The 17,766-nt window shown below is 72.7% G+C and carries 16 protein-coding genes; 14 read left to right on the top strand and 2 right to left on the bottom strand.

Annotated elements, in window-relative coordinates; genetic code table 11:
* Positions 1–102: 102 nt before the first annotated feature.
* The 11 genes from LV75_RS19670 (at position 103) to LV75_RS19620 (ending at position 11,249) form a co-directional block, all read left to right on the top strand.
* Positions 103–1,191, top strand: coding sequence for an LLM class flavin-dependent oxidoreductase (locus LV75_RS19670; protein ID WP_253888410.1), 1,089 nt, complete (start codon positions 103–105; stop codon positions 1,189–1,191).
* Positions 1,188–1,829, top strand: a complete 642-nt coding sequence (locus LV75_RS19665; RefSeq protein WP_253888409.1) for an alpha/beta hydrolase — start codon at positions 1,188–1,190, stop codon at positions 1,827–1,829. The genes LV75_RS19670 and LV75_RS19665 overlap by 4 nt, the downstream gene beginning before the upstream one ends.
* Before the next feature lie 8 nt (positions 1,830–1,837).
* Positions 1,838–2,293 (top strand): RrF2 family transcriptional regulator, encoded by a 456-nt coding sequence (locus tag LV75_RS19660; protein WP_253888408.1) that lies wholly within the window; start codon positions 1,838–1,840, stop codon positions 2,291–2,293.
* The gene (locus tag LV75_RS19655; protein WP_253888407.1) at positions 2,277–2,726 is read left to right on the top strand and encodes a cupin domain-containing protein; all 450 of its coding nucleotides are present in this window, start codon (positions 2,277–2,279) and stop codon (positions 2,724–2,726) included. The genes LV75_RS19660 and LV75_RS19655 overlap by 17 nt, the downstream gene beginning before the upstream one ends.
* Complete coding sequence (locus LV75_RS19650) at positions 2,726–3,637, top strand: DsbA family oxidoreductase (RefSeq protein WP_253888406.1); 912 nt, start codon at positions 2,726–2,728, stop codon at positions 3,635–3,637. The genes LV75_RS19655 and LV75_RS19650 overlap by 1 nt, the downstream gene beginning before the upstream one ends.
* Positions 3,638–3,717: 80 nt before the next feature.
* Positions 3,718–4,698 (top strand): ABC transporter substrate-binding protein, encoded by a 981-nt coding sequence (locus LV75_RS19645; protein WP_253888405.1) that lies wholly within the window; start codon positions 3,718–3,720, stop codon positions 4,696–4,698.
* Positions 4,699–5,341: 643 nt separating this feature from the next.
* Positions 5,342–6,874, top strand: a complete 1,533-nt coding sequence (locus LV75_RS19640; RefSeq protein ID WP_253888404.1) for a GGDEF domain-containing protein — start codon at positions 5,342–5,344, stop codon at positions 6,872–6,874.
* Between the two features lie 785 nt (positions 6,875–7,659).
* Entirely contained in the window at positions 7,660–8,118 is a 459-nt protein-coding gene (locus LV75_RS19635; protein WP_253888403.1) for a helix-turn-helix domain-containing protein, read from the top strand.
* Positions 8,115–8,642 (top strand): hypothetical protein, encoded by a 528-nt coding sequence (locus LV75_RS19630; protein ID WP_253888402.1) that lies wholly within the window; start codon positions 8,115–8,117, stop codon positions 8,640–8,642. Before LV75_RS19635 ends, LV75_RS19630 begins: the two co-directional genes overlap by 4 nt.
* Positions 8,639–10,054, top strand: a complete 1,416-nt coding sequence (locus tag LV75_RS19625) for an MAB_1171c family putative transporter (RefSeq protein ID WP_253888401.1) — start codon at positions 8,639–8,641, stop codon at positions 10,052–10,054. The genes LV75_RS19630 and LV75_RS19625 overlap by 4 nt, the downstream gene beginning before the upstream one ends.
* A 19-nt stretch (positions 10,055–10,073) precedes the next feature.
* Positions 10,074–11,249 (top strand): cytochrome P450 family protein, encoded by a 1,176-nt coding sequence (locus LV75_RS19620; RefSeq protein ID WP_253888400.1) that lies wholly within the window; start codon positions 10,074–10,076, stop codon positions 11,247–11,249.
* Between the two features lie 3 nt (positions 11,250–11,252).
* On the opposite strand, the gene LV75_RS19615 is transcribed toward LV75_RS19620, so the two are convergent.
* Both LV75_RS19615 and LV75_RS35020 read right to left on the bottom strand, forming a co-directional pair.
* Positions 11,253–12,461, bottom strand: a complete 1,209-nt coding sequence (locus LV75_RS19615; protein WP_253888399.1) for an alpha/beta fold hydrolase — start codon at positions 12,459–12,461, stop codon at positions 11,253–11,255.
* 35 nt (positions 12,462–12,496) lie between these two features.
* Positions 12,497–13,492 carry an Lrp/AsnC family transcriptional regulator gene (locus LV75_RS35020; RefSeq protein ID WP_308211008.1) on the bottom strand — a complete coding sequence of 332 codons (996 nt, stop codon included), beginning with the start codon at positions 13,490–13,492 and terminating at the stop codon, positions 12,497–12,499.
* A gap of 71 nt (positions 13,493–13,563) precedes the next feature.
* On the opposite strand from LV75_RS35020, the gene LV75_RS19600 reads away from it, so the two are divergent.
* The 3 genes from LV75_RS19600 to LV75_RS19590 all read left to right on the top strand — a co-directional run bounded on the left by LV75_RS19600 (position 13,564) and on the right by LV75_RS19590 (position 17,737).
* A complete protein-coding gene (locus LV75_RS19600; RefSeq protein WP_253888398.1) occupies positions 13,564–14,277 on the top strand; it encodes an inositol monophosphatase family protein in 714 nt (237 codons plus the stop codon).
* 196 nt (positions 14,278–14,473) lie between these two features.
* Positions 14,474–14,644 carry a hypothetical protein gene (locus LV75_RS19595; protein WP_253888397.1) on the top strand — a complete coding sequence of 57 codons (171 nt, stop codon included), beginning with the start codon at positions 14,474–14,476 and terminating at the stop codon, positions 14,642–14,644.
* Positions 14,645–15,124: 480 nt separating this feature from the next.
* On the top strand, positions 15,125–17,737 hold the full coding sequence (locus LV75_RS19590) for a winged helix-turn-helix domain-containing protein (protein ID WP_253888396.1): 2,613 nt from the start codon (positions 15,125–15,127) through the stop codon (positions 17,735–17,737).
* Positions 17,738–17,766: the final 29 nt, after the last annotated feature.

The raw sequence follows: 17,766 nt of genomic DNA, 5'->3' as shown, positions 1-17,766 counted from the left end.
AGCAAATGGACACCTCGATCTGACCAATTGACACCCCGGTGGGTGGTGTCGTTCGCTGGGCCGGTCGGGTTGGCTGTTTCGCGAGCGGTGGAAGGAAAGCTGATGACCGTCGAGTTCGTCGGCATGATCGGCACCCGGGACCAGAGCGAGACCAGGCCCCCGTCGGGGCCGGTGATCGATCGGGACTACGTGCGCCGGTTCGCGCGGGCCCACGAGGACGGCGGCTTCGACCGGGTGCTCATCGGCTACGGGTCGGGCTGGCCGGAGGGGCAGCAGGTCGCCGCGTTCGCCGCCGCGCAAACAGAGCGCTTGGGGCTGTTGGTCGCGCACCGGCCGGGATTCGTCGCCCCCACGTTGGCAGCGCGGGCGTTCGCCACGCTGGACCACTTCAGCGGTGGCCGGGTCGCGGTGCACATCATCACCGGCGGCAGCGATGTCGAGCAGGCCCGCGACGGCGACTACCTGGGCAAGGACGAGCGCTACGCCCGCACCGACGAGTACCTCGACGTGCTCAAGGCGGCCTGGCGGGCGGAGGATCCCTTCTCGCACAACGGGACCTACTACCGCGTCGACGGCTACCGCGCCGAGGTCCGACCCCTCAACGGTCCCGCGCTCCCACTCTACTTCGGAGGCTCCTCCGAGGCCGCCTACCGGGTGGGCGGCAAGCACGCCGACACGTTCGCGCTGTGGGGTGAGCCGCTGGCCGAGACCGCGCAGCAGATCGCGTCCATCCGGGCCGCGGCCGAGGCGGCGGGACGTCCCGCGCCGGGCATCAGCGTCTCGTTCCGCCCGATCCTCGGCCCGACCGAGGAGCTGGCCTGGGCGCGGGCGCACCGGATCCTCGACACCATCAAGGGATCGGCCGCGGTCGCGGTCACCAAGCAGTGGCGCGGCGCCGAGCCGACCAACGTGGGCAGCCTGCGCCTGCTCGAGGCCGCGCGCAAGGGCGAGCGGCACGACCGTGCACTGTGGACTCCAACGGCCACGGCCACCGGGGCGGCGGGCAACTCCACCGCGCTGGTCGGCACCCCGGAGACGGTGGCCAAGGCCCTGCTGGACTACGTCGACATCGGCGTGACCACCCTGCTCATCCGCGGCTACGACCCGCTCGACGACGCCATCGACTACGGCCGCCACCTGCTCCCACTGGTCCGCCAGGAGCTGGCCGGGCGGGAACTGGTGGCGGTATGACCCGGCACTGGACCCCACCCGCGGGGATGGCCGCGCGCGGCACCGCGGTCGTGTTGACCGGCCGCGGCGAGCATCCCGGTGTCTACCAACGGTTCGGCACCCGGCTCGCCAAGGACGGCTACCGCGTTGTCGCCACCTCAGCGGAACAAGCACCGGAGGCGATCGCCCGGATCACCGGCACGGTTGTCCTGGTGGGCAGCGACATCGGCGCCGTGGCGGCCCTGTCGCTCGCCGACGTGCCCGGTGTGGACGCGGTCGTGATCGCGGGCCTGCCGCACGGCGCCGGACCGACGCTGCCGTGGGCCGAGGAGCTCGCCGAGCGCACGTCGTGCCCCGATCACCGCGCGCTGCTCGAAGGCGACCGCGAGTTCGTGCGGGGCGCGCTCAACACCGAACCGGACTTGGCGCTGGCGACCGAGATCGGCGTACCCGCGCTGTTCCTGCACGGCGGCGCCGACGCGGTCGCCGACATCGCGGTGGCCAGCGTCATCGCCGAGCGGGTGGGCGCGCGGTTCGTCGAGGTCCCCGGCGGCAAGCACGACGTGCTCAACGACCTCGACCACGACAGCGTGGCCACCGAGGTCGTCGAGTTCCTGGAGCGGGTCCGCACGGGCGCGGCCGTGCTCGCGCGGGCGTGACGGCGGGCATGCGCTTCTCGGCCAAGGCGGACTACGCGATCCGGGTCCTGTTGGAACTGGCCGCGAACACGTCCCGCCCGATCACCTGCGAGGCCGTGGCGTCCACACAGGACATCCCGCCGCGGTTCATCAAGGCGGTGCTGCGGGACCTGCGCCAAGCCGGGCTGGTGCGCAGCCAGCGCGGCTGCGAGGGCGGCTACTGGCTGGCCCGCGACGCCGCGCTGATCACCGTGCTGGACGCGGTGACCGCGGTGGACGGCGAGCACCTGAGCGTGCGCGGCGAGGCGCGCCCCGCGCTGGACTACCACGGCACCGCGACCCACCTGGCCGGGCTCTGGGCCGACGTGCAGGCCCAACTCGACCAGGTGTTGGGGGCGAGGACCATCGCCCACCTGCTCACCGGACCCGAGCGCGCCCAGCGCCGGGTCCCCTTCCGGGAAGGACCCCATGAGCAAGCAGGATGACCTGGTGGCGGGCACCGAGGACTGGCACCGCCCGCTGCGCCACATCCGCGGCGCCGACCTCACCGGCGACACCTCGCAGACCAGCGGGATGCGCAGGCTCGAGGCGGTGTCGGGCAAGACGGTCGGGTCGACCAAGGTGTGGATGGGCGAGACGCACGTGGGGCCGGGCACCAACTCCGGCGACCACCACCACGGCGAGGCGGAGACCGCGATCTACGTCAAGTCGGGCAACCCGGTGTTCGTCTTCGCCGAGGGCGACCAGGAGGTGCGGCTGGAGACCGGGCCGGGCGACTACATCTTCGTGCCGCCCTACGTGCCGCACCGCGAGGAGAACCCGGGCGGCGAACCGGCCGTGGTGATCATCGCGCGGAGCAGCCAGGAGGGGATCGTGGTGAACCTGCCGAGCCTGTGGGCGCCGGTCGAGCACACCTGATGGCCGTGCCGGTCACCACGGCGCTGTCGATCACCGCGGCGCTGGCCGTCACCGAGTACACCGACCCGGCCTGCCCGTGGGCGTGGGGCACCGAGCCGAAGCTGCGCTGGTTGCGGTTGCGGCTGGCCACCTCGGGTACCCCGGTGCGGTGGCGGCGGGTGTTCGGCATCCTGTTCGACGAGGGGGACGACCCGGCGCCGGACCCGGACGCGGAGGCCGCGTGGTACGCGGGGTTCATCGCGCGGGTCGCCGAGCACACCGGGGCGCCGCACGCGGGTCGGTTGGGGTGGCTGACGAGGTCGAGCTGGCCCGCGTCCCTGGCGGGCACGGCCGCGCTGGCCCAGGGGGACGAGGTCGGCGCGCTGGTGGTGCGGCGGTTGCGGGAAAGCACGTTCATCGCGGGCACTCCCGCCGACGACGAACCGGGGATCCGCCGCGCGGTGACCGGTGTGCCGGGCCTGGACGTCGACCGCTTGCTCGCGGACCTGGCCACGGCGGCGGACGCGGTGCGCGCGGACCACGCCGAGACCAGGCGGCCGTGCGCCGAGGTGCTGGCCATCGCCGAACCGGGACCGCACAGCGGTAGGGCCAAGGAGATCGACGGCGGCGTCCGCTATGCGTTGCCCACACTGGTGTTCGCCGGTCCCGGTGGGAGGTTCGTCGTGCCGGGGTGGCGTCCACTGCGGCAGTACGTCGACGCGGTCCGCAACGCTGCGGGCATCCAACTAGAGCCCGGTCCGCCGTTGACGGCCGCGCAGGCGTTGGCGCGCTACGAGACGGTGACCGGTCCGGAACTGGCGCTGCTGGCCGGGGTCGACCGCGCCCCCGGCGTCGCGGTGCCGACCGCGAACGGTCCACTGTGGATCGCGGAAGACCGTCTCGGGTCCTGGGAACGAGCCTGGGACCGTTGACTGGCGCGGGTGGGTGGCGAGAATGGACACCAGTTCGTGAGCGTTTCGCTCGATCCCCTCCGCGCCCTGGGAGTACCCGCATGCGCTCGAAACGTGCCCTGTCCACAACCCTGCTGGTGGCCCTGGTCGCCGTGCTCGGCGCGGCCGCACTGACCGCGTGCGGGTCCGCCACCCCGGCCACCGGCGGCAAGGTGGTGCTGCGGGTCGGCGACCAGACCGGCGCGACCCAGTCGCGGCTGCGCGCGGCGGGCCTGCTCGACGACCTGCCGTACGAGATCGAGTGGTCGCAGTTCGCGGCCGCGGTGAACCTGCACGAGGCGCTGCGCGCGGACGCCATCGACATCGGCGGCGCGAGCGACTCGCCCACCGTCACCGCCATCGCCAACGGCTCCAAGATCAAGGTCGCGGCGGCCTGGGCCAACGGCGGCCGGGGCACGTACCTGCTGGTCCCCAAGGACAGCCCGGCGAAGGCGGTCGCGGACCTGCGCGGCAAACGCGTCTCCCCCACCACCAAGGGCAGCGTCGCGCACTACCTGGTGATCGGCGAGCTCGCCAAGGCGGGCCTGTCCGACAAAGACGTGACGCTGAACTTCCTGGCCCCCACGGAGGCCAACGCCGCCTTCTCCACCGGCCAGATCGACGCCTGGGCCACCTGGTCGGTCTACGCCGTGCGCGCCAGGACCGAACAGGGCGCGCGGGTGCTGAGCGACGGCACGGGGGTCAACACCGGTCTCAACGTGCTGAGCGCGACCGAGAAGGCCTTGGGCGACACCGGCAAGCGCGACGCGATCAAGGACTTCACCAGTCGTCTCGACCGCGCCTACGACTGGTCGCGCAGCAAGCCCGACGCGTTCGACAAGTGGTACGCCGAGTTCGCCCACCAGCCGCTCGCGGTGGCCACGCAGGTCCGCCCGGATGAGACCGCCTACCAGCGGATCCCGGTGAACGCCGACCTGGCGGCCAAGCTGCAGAAGACCTACGACACCTGGGTGGCCCAGGGTCTCTTCCCCGGCGGCAAGAACCTCTCCGACTACATCGACACCGGATTCGAGGCGCACTAGGAGCGAGCGCTGCTCTCGATCGTGAGCGGCGCTCCCGGCAGGACCGACGACGGCGCGAGAGCGGTGCTCACAACGGAGAGCACCGCTCTCGCGGCGTCGGTGGCGGGAAATGGCGGTCCGGCTGCCGTGGGAGAAAGAGTAGATTTCACCCAGAGGCTGCGGCGGTGGTCCACCAATCCACCGCCGCGGCCTCTCCGTGTTCGCCGGGTCCCACCCGGTGAAACCCTCGACACCGGGGCACCGGTCGCGCAGACTGAACCCCGCCCAGCGCCCCGAGATCACCGCATGACCGTGCGTTAACTCGACGGTCGAGCGATTGGTCCGCCCGACGACCTGAGGACGCCCGCTCGCAGCGGACCGCGTACTCCGTTCGCCGGTGTCGCGCTGCTCCGAATGAGTGGTTGGTCAGGATCCTCCGGCAATGCCGTCGTCGTGATCCCCCTGTGCCCTAGGGTTTCCCTCGAGGAACTTGCGCCCGCGGGGGAACGCAAGGTGGTGGTCGTGCGAAGCCGGGCTCCTGGGGGTGTCCCACCGCGCGTCGGTGCCCGCTCCGACGGACTCGACAGCCACCTCGCCGGTTCCCCGCTCGCGGCGGGTCCGCACACTTGTTCGGGGGAGCTGCGCACGGGGAGGTGCGAGCGGTATGGGGGGAATCCGAGTTGGATCCGGCTACCGCTACGAGATCGGGTCCAGTCACCGCTACCGAGCCGACCTCGGTCGGCGTTCACACGGCGAACTCGGCACCGCCCGGTTCGCCGGGATCCCGTTCGCGCTGTCGCGGCCGATCGACGGTGGCTTAACCGGCGGCAGGGGTGGCGCCGGGGAAATCCCCAGGCAGCGCAAGGACTGGGGCGCGACGCAGCGCCAGACCAGCGATTTCGACCGGGCCACCATCATGGTGCTGCTGGCGATCTACATCAGCGGCGCACTCGGGCTCGCTGCGGCGATCTGGCGCGCACCGGAAGTTTCGCTCGGCGACTGGGGTTTGTTCCTCGCTCTAGCGGCCTGCGCGCTGATCTACACCGAGCTGACCGAGACGAGTGAGCGGCGCCGTCGCTCGGTGCGGACGCAGCGCGGAGCGGTCGAGTACGTCGACCAGGCCTCGATCTGGTTCTTCAGCGCGGCGTTGCTGCTACCGCCGCTGCTCGCCGGACTGCTGGTGGCCTTTGTGCGGGTCCGCAGGTTCCGCGTCGCGCAACGACCGGTGGCGGTGTGGTTCGGCAACACCTCCGCGATCCTGCTGGCGGTCGCGGCGGTGAGCCTGGTCCGCGGCACGCTCGTCGGACAGGCGTGGCCCACCGACTTCTCCGCGCTCGCCACCGCGCACGGGTGGCGGTTCATGGGCATGCTCGGTCTCGCCGCGGTCGTCTACTTCCTGGTCGAGGCCGCGTTGGTGGGCGTGTACCGGGGCGTCCGGTTCGGCAACTGGAGCCTGGGCGCGACGTTGGGCAGCCACGAGGACAACCTGCTGCTGGGACACACCCTGCTGGTCGGGCTGGGCGCCGTCGTGGCCGCGATGATCACCCCGGTGGCACTCTTCGCGGTGCTGGCGGTGGCGGTGATGGAGACGCGCACCCTCGGCAGGCTCGCCGTCCGCACCGCGGACCGTGACCGATTGCGCATAGATGCCACCACGGACCCACTGACTGGTCTGCGTAACCGGCGTGGGTTCGAACCTCTAGCCGCCGCTGTCGTGGCCGCCGACCAAGCGGCAGGTAGGCCTACCGCGGTCCTGATGCTGGACCTGGACCACTTCAAGACGTGGAACGACCGCCTCACCCACTTCGGCGGGGACCAGGTGCTGCGCGCGGTCGCCGAGGCGCTGTGCGCCAGCACGCGCTCCACCGACCTCCTCTCCCGTTGGGGCGGCGAAGAGTTGGCGGTAGTCCTGCCGGACACCTCATCCGACGAGGCCCTTATCGCGGCCGAACGAATCCGAGTCGCGGTCCGCCGCCTGGACACCGCGATAGAACTACCCGCCGCGGGCCCCCGCGTCCGCCTAGGCCACGACGTCCCACCCTGCACCATCTCCATCGGCGTCGCCTGCGCCCCGGACCACGGCACCGACCTGACCGACCTCCAGCAACTGGCCGACCGCGCTCTAGGCGCCGCCAAGCTCAACGGCCGCGACCGAGTCGTCCTGCTGGACCAGCCCTCCCCCGCCGACGACCTATAGGGCAGCGATCTACCGGGCAGCGATCTGAAGATCCGGGTCAAAGCTGCCGGATGACACGGCCGGGCAGGAGGCGCGTGCGGTGCGGGCGGACGTCGTTGAATGCCGAAGTACTCAGGTGGGGGCACCGGCACGACCGTTCGACCGGGCGGGCGACGCTCTGTCCCTTGTGGACTGATCGACGGTGCCGAATGTGACCTTCGTCGCATTCGGCGACCCGGTGCCACAATCGCCGGGGCCGCGGCGTTAATCCCACACAACGGCCGTTCAAGGTCAAGATCCCGTGGTGGGAGCGGGTGCGGCGGCCACAAGACAGGCGTGCGCCAGGGGTGGCGACCGGACCGACCACCCCACTCGAGGAGGGCGCTGACGACACGCCGGGCAACGAATTTCCCCGTGCCGCTGTGCACGGGGCCTGTCGGCGTACTACGCTAGATGTAGTTCCGCGCTCCCGGTAACCCCCAGGCCGGTTGAGCGCGGAACTCCTTTTTTCCCGGGTATCGCACAACCCGCTGGTGAGCGGTGGTGCGAGCGGAGGTCGGGGCCCCGTGCGGCGGGGTACCCCCGGAACCCCGCCACACGGCACACCCCCACACACAGTGGCCAGGAACCGACCCGACTCGATCGAGCCCGCCGAGGCGCAGCCGGGCACACCCGCGGTTGGCGTTCTAACTAGTAGTTAACTCTCGTGGGTCATCGTAGCCGGCCTTGTGGGCGGATTGTCAACTGACAGTTACCCTGCGACACTGATCGGGTTCGTAGCGACGACCCACTGGTGGGGGGTTGGGATGTCCGACGGCGGCTCCACGCCGTTGCCCGCGCGACTGGACCGGCTGTTCCGGCTGAGCCGTCCCCGGGGGCGGCAGTGGTCCAACGCCGAGGTCGCCGCCGAGGTCAAGCGGGTCAACCCGGAGTTGCGGGTCAGCGGCGCGTACCTGTCGATGCTGCGCACCGGCAGGCGCAGCAGCCCGTCGATGGACCTGCTGGTCGCGCTGGCCCGGTTCTTCGGGGTGAACCCGAGCTACTTCTTCGACGACGAGGACGGCCAGGGCGAGCGGGTGCGCGAGCAGCTCGAGCAGCTGGCGATGCTGCGCGACCGGGGCGTGGTCGGCATCGCCCAGCGCGCCATGGGGCTCCCCCGGTCGAACCTGGACCTGATCACCGCGCTGCTCGACCAGGCCCGCAGGCAGCGCGGCCTGCCGCCGGTCACCGACACCGACCCGAGCACCGAGACCCCCGGGGCGTGAGCGGGGTGTCTCGGCGGAACCTGCGGACAACACGGCGCGAGTGCGCCGCGCTGTTGGCCCGGTTCGACCTTCCCGGGCAGCTGGACCTCGCGGCCCTGTGCGCCCACTTGGCCGAGGTGCGCGGGCGCGCGCTGCACGTGGTGCCGGTGTCGATGCGCGCGTCGGAACCGTGCGGGATCTGGGTGGCGACCCAGGAGGCGGACTTCATCTTCTACGACGAGACCACCACGCGAGCGCACCGGGAGCACATCATCCTGCACGAGATCGGGCACATGATCTGCTGCCACCGCGGCGGCGGCCACCTCGACGAGGACACCGCCGCGGTGTTCTTCCCCGACATCGACCCGAACCTGGTGCGCGACATGCTGGCGCGCAAGGACTACAGCGACGATCAGGAGCAGCAGGCCGAGGTGATGGCCTACCTGCTGGCGGCGCGGCTGCGACCCGCGCCCATCCAGTGCGAGGGGGTCGTCGCGCGCATCCACGACTCGCTCGACCACTCCGCGCCCCCTGAGGCGGGATGAACGGGGTCCTCTACCCGCTGTGCGCTTCGCTCGCCTGGGTGAGCCTGCTGTTCAAGCTGCCCGGACTGCTGCGCCGCGACCGCGGTGCCGCGGCGGTGGCGGTCGGGTTCTTCTACCTGTTCATGGCACTGACCTTCACCATCAGCGACCCCAGGGTGTGGGCGGCGCTCGACCGGGTGATGGGGGTGCCGAACCTGGCGCTGGTGCTGTCGCAGGGCAGCGTCATGGGGGTCGCGGCGAGCCAGTTGGCCGCGCTGACGCACTGGGACCTGGAGCCCGATCGGGCCCGACCGCTGGTGCGGCGCCGGATCTGGGCGTTCGGCGCGGTGTTCGCGGCGATGGTCGCGCTGTTCGCCGCGGCCGACCTGACCGAGGAGGACACCACGACGGCCGCGGTCCGCTTCGCCGGGCACGGTGTCTATTCGGTGTACTTGATGCTCTACGTGACCGCGTTCGCCGTGACCGAGTACCTGATCGTGGTGCGGTGCCTGCGGTACGCGCGAGCCGTCGCCGGTACGTGGCTGCGCCGGGGGTTGCGGCTCGCCGCGACGGGCGCGCTCGGCGGCCTCGTCTACGCGGCGGCCCGCTACGCCGACGTGGTCGCTAGGCCGCTGGGCCTTGACCCGCAGCGGTGGGAGGTCGTGGCGCAGCTGGGTGCCGGTCTCGGCGCGATCTGCACACTCATCGGCTGGAGCCTGCCCGGCTGGGGCCCGCAGGTGCGGTGGCTGCGGTCGTGGTGGCGGGCGCACCGGGCGTACAGCGCGCTGTACCCGCTGTGGGCAGCCCTGATGGCGGCGAACCCGGGCCTGGCCCTAGACCGGGCCGCAGGTCGGTGGGCGATGCGCGACCTCGACTTCCGACTACACCGACGAGTAATCGAAATCCAAGACGGCCTGCGCTGGCTCCGCCCACCCCACGATGACAACGTCGCGGCCGCAGACGCCGACCTACGCGCCCACTTCACAGCGATGGCGATCGCCGAGTCCCTGACCGAGAGAGCTGCTGGGCGAGCGCGTGGCGCATCAGCCAGCGAACGGACGGGCAGTGAAACAACCAGCGGCCGAGCGGGCAGTGAAACAACCAACGAGCCGGTAGGTGGAGCACCAGCCACCGAACGGGCGGGCGGAGCACCAGCCAGCGGGCGAGTGGGTGAAGAACCAGCCAGTGAGCCGGTGGGCGGTGAAACAGCTGGCGAGCAGGCGGGCGGAGCACCAGCCGGTGAAAGGGCGGGTGGTGCATCGGCCGGGGAGGTGGTGGGCGGAATATCGGCAGCCGAGACGGTGGGTGGAACACCGGGGCGGTCAGTGGCGACCACTCCGGTGACTGAACCACCCCCGCAGGAGACCGATGCGGCGTGGCTGGTGCGGGTCGCGCGGGCTTTCGCCGACCTCGACCAGCACCCGGTGCGGTAGCGATACGACGGAGCAGGCGATGAGTGAGCTGTTCGGGTCCGCGTTCCACGCCGACCCGTACCCCACCTACGCGCGGTTGCGCGCCGAGGGCGGGATCCGCCGGGTGTCCACACCGGACGGGTCGGTGGCCTGGGTGGTTACGCGGTACCCGGATGTGCGGGCCGGGTTGGCCGACCCGCGGTTGTCGTTGAGCCGGGACAACGCCGGTGCGGGGTACCGGGGGTTCGCGCTGCCGCCCGCGTTGGACGTGAACCTGCTCAACCTCGACCCGCCCGACCACACCCGGTTGCGCACCCTGATCGCGGGCGAGTTCACCCCGCGCCGGGTGCACGAGCTGACCCCGGCGATCGCGGCGGCGGCCGGGGAACTCCTGGCGGCGCTGCCCTCCGGTGAGCCGCTCGACCTGATCGGTTCGTTCGCCGCGCCGCTGCCGTTGCGGGTGATCGGCGACCTGCTGGGGGTACCGGTCGCCGACCGCGAGCGGTTCCGCGGGTGGACGACGACGCTGCTGGCCCCGCGCCCGGAGCAGCCGCCGAGCGCGGCGCGCGACGCGGTGGCCGGGATGCACGGGTACCTGGTGGACCTGGTGGCCCGCAAGCGCGCCGAGCCGGGGCCGGACCTGCTGTCCGGGCTGATCGCGGTGCGCGACGACGAGGACCGGCTCAGCGAGGCGGAACTGGTGTCGATGGCGTTCCTGGCGCTGTGGGCGGGGTACGAGAACCTGGTCAACCTGATCGGCAACGGCACGCGGGCGCTGCTGGCGCACCCCGAGCACCTGGCGTGCCTGCGCGCCGAGGAGTCCCGGCTGCCGCGCGCGGTGGAGGAGTTGACCCGCTACGACCAGCCGCTGCAGTGGGCGATCCGCCGGTTCCCCACCCGCGAGGTGGAGATCGCGGGGGTCGAGGTGCCGATCGGGGACACGGTGCTGCTCGGGATCGCCTCGGCCAACCACGACGAGGAGGAGTTCGAGGACGCGGACTCGCTGGTGCCGGACCGGGACCCGAACCCGCACCTGAGCTACGGGCACGGGATCCACCGCAGTTTCGGCTCCCGGTTGAGCCAGGTCGAGGCGACCACGGCGTTCTCGGCGCTGCTGGCGCGGGGCGTGCGGGCGGCGGTGGACCTGGCCGACCTGCGGTGGCAACCGTCGTTCCGCAACCGGGGCCTCGTCGAGTTGCCGGTGCTGCTTGGCTAGCGCTCACGCACCGAGGAACTCGGTCACCAGGGCCTGGTACCGCGCCTGCTGGGCGTGCGCGATGGCGTGCCCGGCGCCGGGGACCTCGACCAGGCGGGCGTTGGGGAAGACCGTCCGGTACTCGGCGGCCACCTCGGGGCGGATGTAGTCGCAACTGCCGCGCAGGACCAGGGCCGGGGTCGGGTTGCCGTGCAGCGCGGGCCGGGGATCGGGGATGGCTTTGAAGTCGATGGCGGTGCGCTGGTTGGCGTAGAAGCCCGGCAGGTTGTCGTGCACGGGGGCCGGGGGGCTGCCTGGGCAGTCGGCGCCGTCCTTGAGCAGGAGGGTGATCTCGCGCATCCGCTGGTCGGCCTCGGCGTCGGACATGAACCCGTGGGCGGCCTTGGGGTTGACCGACAGCAGGGCGGCGGCGAGGAGGAGTCGGGGTGAGGACTCCGCCGACAGCACCCGGTCGTAGTCCGCGGCGGGTTCACCGACGCCACCCGGCCAGGCCTGCGGCCACAGCTCGCCCGGAGAGCTGAACACGGCTTTGGCGACGCGGTCCGGGTGCGCGGCCAGGTATTGCGCGGCGAGCGAGGCGCCCCAAGACTGTCCGATGAGGATCATCCGGGGTGCGCCGAGGGTGACCCGGATGGCCTCGAGGTCCGCGACGTGGCGGGCGACGGTGTAGCCGGTGGGGTCGTCGAGGCGGGTGGAGCGGCCCGCGCCGACTTGGTCGTAGGCGTAGACGTCGAAGCCGCTGTCGGCCAAGGCCCGCCCGGTCGGGGAAATGCCCTCGGCGGGAGTGCCGGGTCCGCCGTGCAGGAAGACCACCGGCTCCGGGCGCCCACCGCCGCCCGCGTGGACGTAGGCGATGTGGGAACCGGTTGGCAGGTGCCAGAACCGGACGTTCGCGGGCACCGCCGCCGGTTCCGGCACACCGGGCGGGGCGAACACGACCATCCCGCCCGCGAACGCGATGACGGTGGCGAGCACGCCGAACCCGACGGCCACGCGCCACGCTTCAGCGGTCCCGGCCACGGTGAAGACCACCCACCCGACGAGGACGGCGACACCGGCGAACACGAACACCCCGGCGCAGGCGACCAGCGCGATCCAACTGCTCAGCCCCGCGGCGAACACCATCCCGACCAGACCCGCGACCGCGGCCAGCGGCAGGCCGACCACCGCGACCGCACCGGCGCCGACCCGGCGCACCACCAGTTTCCCCACGCCTCAACGCTAAAACCGCGCTCGCTACGCCGACGTCATCCCCGGGGATGAGCCAGCGGGTAGGGAGTGGGGCGGTGTCCCGCGCGCTTCACCGCGCCGCTGACGACGGTCACCTCCGCCGACGGGATGTCGGTGAGGCCGGTGACGAACCGGTACAGCTGGGCCAGGTCGCGGCAGAACACCGCGGCCATCAGGTTGGTGGCGCCGGTCGTGGCCAAGACCCCGTGCACGAGCGGGTCGCGGGCCAGGCGCGCGCCGAACTCGGGCAGGCGGTCGGGCGGGACGGCCATCCAGACGTTCGCGTCGACCGCGAGCCCGAACAGGCGCGGGTCGGCCACGACGCAGGTGCGCAGCAGACCGCTGCGGGCGAGCCGGTCGAGCCTGCGGCGCACGGTCGACTCGGGGGTGCGCAGCGCGGCGGCGAGCGCGCCGGGCCCGGTCCTGGCGTCCGCGGTGAGCAGGTCGATCAGCCGCTCGTCCAACTCGTCGGGGGTGTGCGCGTCCAGGGCGGGCAGGGCGGGGGTGTGCGCGTCCGGGGCGGGGGCGGGCAGGGCGGAGGCGTGCGTGGAGGACAGGTGCGGCGGGGTGAGCGCGGCGACCTCCTCGGCGGTGAGCAGGCCGGTGCGCCAGTCGGCCGCGTCGGCGAAGACGTGCAGGACCGCGTGCGCGCGGACGCTGGTGACGGCCTGACCGGTGGGCAGGGTGGGGGCGCCGCCGAGGGTGACGGCGCTGATCTCCTCGCCGCCACTGAGGACGTCGACGAACAGCACCTCCGGGCGGCGGGCGAGCGCGTCGGCGAGGACCTCGACCCGCCCGCGCAGGACGCGCACCCGCAGCAGGGTCACCTCGGGCAGCCGCGCGCGGTCGGGCACCCGCACGACCCGCACCGCCGGGGTCAGCCGGGCGAGGCTCCTGGCGGCGGTGCGCGGCGAGACGCCGAGCACCGCGGCGATCCGCCCCGGGGCGGCCCGGCCGTCGACCTGCAGCGCGGAGGCGACCCGCCGGTCGAGTTCGGTCAACTCGGCGGTCACCGGTGTCCGTTTCCGCTCAGCCAGGACCAGCGCACGTGCCCATCCTGCCACCGCGGCGACATCCTCGCCGCATGCTGAACACCGTGATCCAGGTCGTCGAGGACATCGCCGCCACCGTGGCGCCACCGGTCGGGCCGACCCCCGCGACCCTGCCGGAACTGCTGGAGCGGTTCACCGAGGTCGACCGCCCGCTCACCGCCGCACTGCGCGAGCGCCTGCCCGACGGCGAGTGGGTCGTCGACGCGATCGACGGCGCCGTGCAGTACCTGCACGGGCTCCCGCAGTGGTGCACGACGGTGACGCTCGTGCGCGACGGGGCGGCGGTGCTCACCGTGCTGCACTCCCCCACCCTCGGCGAGACCTACGCCGCCGAGCGCGGCAAGGGCGCGTGGCGCGACGGTCGCCCGATTCGCCCGTCCACCAAGACATCCCTGGCCGCCGCGCTCGCGGGCAGCACGCACCCGCACCACCGCCAGCCCGGGGCGAACGCCGCCGCCGGGCGCGCGTTGCCGGGGATGCTCGACGCGCTCGGCGCGGTGCGCAACCTCGGGCCGACCTCCTGGCAGGTCGCCGACGTCGCCGCCGGACGGCTGGACCTGTTCTGGCTGTTCGGCCGCGACGCGGAGAACCTGCTCGGCGCGGCGCTGATCGCGGCGGAGGCGGGGGCGGTCGTGTCCACCGCGGACGGGTCGCCGTGGACCGCGGCGGCGCCGGACTTCCTCGCCGCCGCACCGGGTCTGCACGCCGCCGCGGTCGGCGCGCTCGATCCCACCCGGGACAGGTGACGATCTTCCTCGGTCGGACCGGGCACGATTTCCCCAGACGGAGCGACCGGGGCCACCACGGCACAGCGGGCCCCAGGTCCCCGTCGACCGGTGTCGGGTCCGGCGCGTGCGGCGCACCCGCGAAGTCGGGGTCGCGGTCGTTGCGCGCGGCGCCGGGCCCGACACCGGGCACACCCACCGACCGAAGGGGACACCGATGGGCAGCAGGACCTTCGACACCGCGTACGCGCTCTCCCGCCCGCGCACCCGCCGCAGGCGGCTGCGCGCCTCGGTCCGACTGGCACTGATCTCGGGCACCATCGGCATCGGACTGGCGATCGCCGCGCTGCCCTCGCTCGCCGCGGCGAGCCAGGTGTTCACCAGCTGACCCGCGCTCCCACCGCGCTCCGACCCACCGCCACCCCGTACCCACCCCCGCACGCCATCCCAGTACCGATCCCCAAGCACCCCACACCCCGCGCGCCCCCGTGTCCCACCTGGGACACGGGGGCGCTCCGTGTCACCACCGTCCATGATCGTCACCCGCGCCGGGTGATATCCGGCGCCGTTCCCATTCGCCGAACAAATACTGTGAATACGGCTGACGGGGATGGGCGTCGCTTTGTCGCGGATTTCCGGCGCGCCCGAGTTGCGTGAATCACATGATCGGGCGCGCACCGGGGATTCGGCGCCGCACAAACCGATCCCACCGGACACGATCTTGGTCTTTCGCCCGTCGAAGGTGACGCCGGTCATTCAGGAGCACCGATCTACTCGCCGACAAGAAGATATCGGCCCTCGGCGCCGCCGCGTATTCACGACGGAAATGCCCGGGGGCGGCGACCCTCGAACAGGAGCAGAACCACTGATGTCCGAGCACGAGATGACCCGGTACCGGGCCGACGGCGATCCGGCGGGGGCCGCGCCCAGGCGGGCGGTGCCCGCCGGGAAGGTGCGCGTCCCCACCACCTCGGCGAGCGGCCCGTGGCGCGAGCGGCTCAGCGCCGCGCTGGAGCGCGGCGTGCGCGCCCAGGGCACCCCGCCGCCGGTCACGGTGGTGCACGGCCCCGCCGGGTCCGGCAAGACCACGGCGCTGGCGGCGTGGGCGGACGCGGCGGGCACCCCGGTGCGGTGGGCCACGCTCGACCAGCGCGACAACGACCCGGACCGGTTGTGGGCGACCATCCACGCCGCGCTCGAGTGCGGCGAGCCCGCGCTCCCGCCGCCGTCGACCGACCCGGCTGGCGAGCTGGTCCGCGCGGTCGAGGCGCTGGCCGACCCGCTCTGCCTGGTCCTGGACGACGTGCACGAACTGCGCGAGCCCGCGGTGCTGCGGGTGCTGGCCGCGCTGATCCGGCACACCCCGGACAACCTGCGGCTGGTGATCGCGGGGCGGACCCCGCCGGTGCACCTGTCGCGGTTGAGCCTGGAGGGCAGGCTGCGCGAGATCGACGGCCACCAGCTCGCGATGACCACCGCCGAGGTGGCGGCGCTGCTGGCCGAGCAGGCCACCGGGGTGGGCGAGGAGCACGTCGGGGCGCTGTGGGAGCGCACGCGGGGGTGGGTCGCGGGCACCCGGCTCGCCGCGTTGTGGCTGGCCGGGGAGAACCGGGACCTGAGCGGGTTCCCCGCCGAGGACCCGCTGGCGACCGACTACATCGCCGAGGAGATCCTGGGCGCGCACCCACCGCACACCAGGCAGTTCCTGCTGTCGACGAGCATCTGCGAGCGGGTGAGCGCGGACCTGGCGACGGCGCTGTCGGGTCTTCGGCACGCCGGGACGGTGTTGCACGGCCTGGCGCGCGCCAACTCGATGGTGCAGCGCTGCGAGGACGCCCCCGGTGAGTGGTACCGCTACCACCCGCTGCTGCGCGACCACCTGCGCGCCGAGCTGTCCAGGACCCGCCCCGGAGCCCCGCAGCGGCTGCACCGCGCCGCGGCCCGCTGGTTCCGCGACGACGGCGACCTCGCCGCCGCGCTCGAGCACGCCGAACTGGCCCAAGACACGGAGCTGACCGCGGACCTGATCGAGTCGGACGGGATCCGGGCGGTCACCCGAGGTCAGGGGGCACGGCTCGCCGCGGTGGTGGCGACCCTGCCGGAGGACCGGTTGTCCAGCCCGCTGTTCGCCCTCACCGCGGCGCTGGCGGCGTTGGAGATCCCGGACCCGATCGCGGCGGAGTCGTTCATGGCTCGGATCAAGGACGCCGATGGCACCCCTTGGCCGGATCGGATTCGGGCGCTGCACGAGACTGTCTTGCTCAGGCGGGCTCACCTGAACTCGTCGCGGGTACCGCCCCAAGGGAGGGCTAAACCGACCGGCGATGGACATGTGGATGTCTTGTCCCGACACGCGCGGGGGGCCTCAGCGCTGTGGGCGGGAGACCTGGAGACAGCGGAATCCGAATTGAGCAGGGTTGTGCAAACCTGTCTCCGGGACAACCTGCCGTGGTTGGCGATGCGCGCGAAGGCGCATTTCGCGGTGGCGGCGGCGCTGCAATCCGATCTGCCGGAGATGGAACGGCGGGCCCGCCGGGCGTTGCACCTGGCGACAGCACGCGGGTGGCACCAGAGCTGGCCCTGCTCGGTCCTCTACATCCTGCTCGGCGGATATGCCTATCAGCAGGGCGACACCGGTGAGGCCAAGCGGATGGCGGAGTTGGCCGTGCGGACGGCGCCACCGCACCAGGAGCCGACGATCGCGTTGGCCGGGCACTCGCTCAACGCGTTCGTGGACTTCGAGGAGGGGCAGGACCCGCACAAGGTCGTGCGCACCGCGGTCGAGCACTGGCAGCGGTTGGCCGGGGGCCGGGTGTGCCCGCAGGTGGTGGCCCTGCTGCTGCCGACGTTGGTGCGGATGACGCTGCGGGTCGGTGAGCCGGGCCGCGCGGTGGAGTTGGTCGACGGTTGCCACGCCGCGCTGGCGGGCCGGGCGGAGCTGTCGGTGCTGCACGCGCTCATGCACGCCCACCACGGCCGGGTGAGCCAGGCGCGCAGACTGCTGGCCCCGGTGCTGACGGGCACCACCGCGGCGCTGGCCACCACGACCACGATCGACGCCTGGCTGTTGGAGGCGACCCTGGTGGACCGGTCGGAGAACCCGAACCGGGCGCACGAGGCGCTGACCCGGGCGCTGCAGGCGGCCGAACCGATCCACGCGGTGCGCCCGTTCCTGACGGCCCGCCGGTCGGTGCGCGACATGCTCGCCGAGGGCGCGGGCAGGTTCGGCCGGTTGGACGGGTTCGCGGTGCGGACGCTGGCGGCGCTTCCGGTGAACGCCGCCACCGCCGACCCGCTCACCAGCCGGGAGCTGGAACTGCTGTTGGAGCTGCCGTCGATGCGCACGGTGGATGAGATCGCCGAGTCGATGTTCGTCTCCGCCAACACGGTGAAGACGCACCTGCGCGGGATCTACCGCAAACTCGGTGTGCGCCAACGCCGAGACGCGGTCGTGGTCGCCCGCCGCCAGGGGTTGCTCTGAGCCCGCGGGCGCCGCTCACCACCGCTGGG

This window comes from Actinokineospora diospyrosa (genome assembly GCF_024171925.1).
Classification (GTDB): Bacteria; Actinomycetota; Actinomycetes; order Mycobacteriales; family Pseudonocardiaceae; genus Actinokineospora; species Actinokineospora diospyrosa.
The sequence above is the reverse complement of the archived record's forward strand: the minus strand, read 5'-3'. Positions and strand labels throughout refer to the sequence as shown.

What these genes read in the sequence shown, in the direction of transcription:
- LV75_RS19670 (WP_253888410.1), top strand. Translation starts at nt 103, where the DNA reads ATGACCGTCGAGTTCGTCGGCATGATCGGCACCCGGGACCAGAGCGAG.
- LV75_RS19590 (WP_253888396.1), top strand. Translation starts at nt 15,125, where the DNA reads ATGTCCGAGCACGAGATGACCCGGTACCGGGCCGACGGCGATCCGGCG.
- LV75_RS19655 (WP_253888407.1), top strand. Translation starts at nt 2,277, where the DNA reads ATGAGCAAGCAGGATGACCTGGTGGCGGGCACCGAGGACTGGCACCGC.
- LV75_RS19650 (WP_253888406.1), top strand. Translation starts at nt 2,726, where the DNA reads ATGGCCGTGCCGGTCACCACGGCGCTGTCGATCACCGCGGCGCTGGCC.
- LV75_RS19600 (WP_253888398.1), top strand. Translation starts at nt 13,564, where the DNA reads ATGCTGAACACCGTGATCCAGGTCGTCGAGGACATCGCCGCCACCGTG.
- LV75_RS19645 (WP_253888405.1), top strand. Translation starts at nt 3,718, where the DNA reads ATGCGCTCGAAACGTGCCCTGTCCACAACCCTGCTGGTGGCCCTGGTC.
- LV75_RS19665 (WP_253888409.1), top strand. Translation starts at nt 1,188, where the DNA reads ATGACCCGGCACTGGACCCCACCCGCGGGGATGGCCGCGCGCGGCACC.
- LV75_RS19635 (WP_253888403.1), top strand. Translation starts at nt 7,660, where the DNA reads ATGTCCGACGGCGGCTCCACGCCGTTGCCCGCGCGACTGGACCGGCTG.
- LV75_RS19660 (WP_253888408.1), top strand. Translation starts at nt 1,838, where the DNA reads ATGCGCTTCTCGGCCAAGGCGGACTACGCGATCCGGGTCCTGTTGGAA.
- LV75_RS19640 (WP_253888404.1), top strand. Translation starts at nt 5,342, where the DNA reads ATGGGGGGAATCCGAGTTGGATCCGGCTACCGCTACGAGATCGGGTCC.
- LV75_RS19595 (WP_253888397.1), top strand. Translation starts at nt 14,474, where the DNA reads ATGGGCAGCAGGACCTTCGACACCGCGTACGCGCTCTCCCGCCCGCGC.
- LV75_RS19625 (WP_253888401.1), top strand. Translation starts at nt 8,639, where the DNA reads ATGAACGGGGTCCTCTACCCGCTGTGCGCTTCGCTCGCCTGGGTGAGC.
- LV75_RS19620 (WP_253888400.1), top strand. Translation starts at nt 10,074, where the DNA reads ATGAGTGAGCTGTTCGGGTCCGCGTTCCACGCCGACCCGTACCCCACC.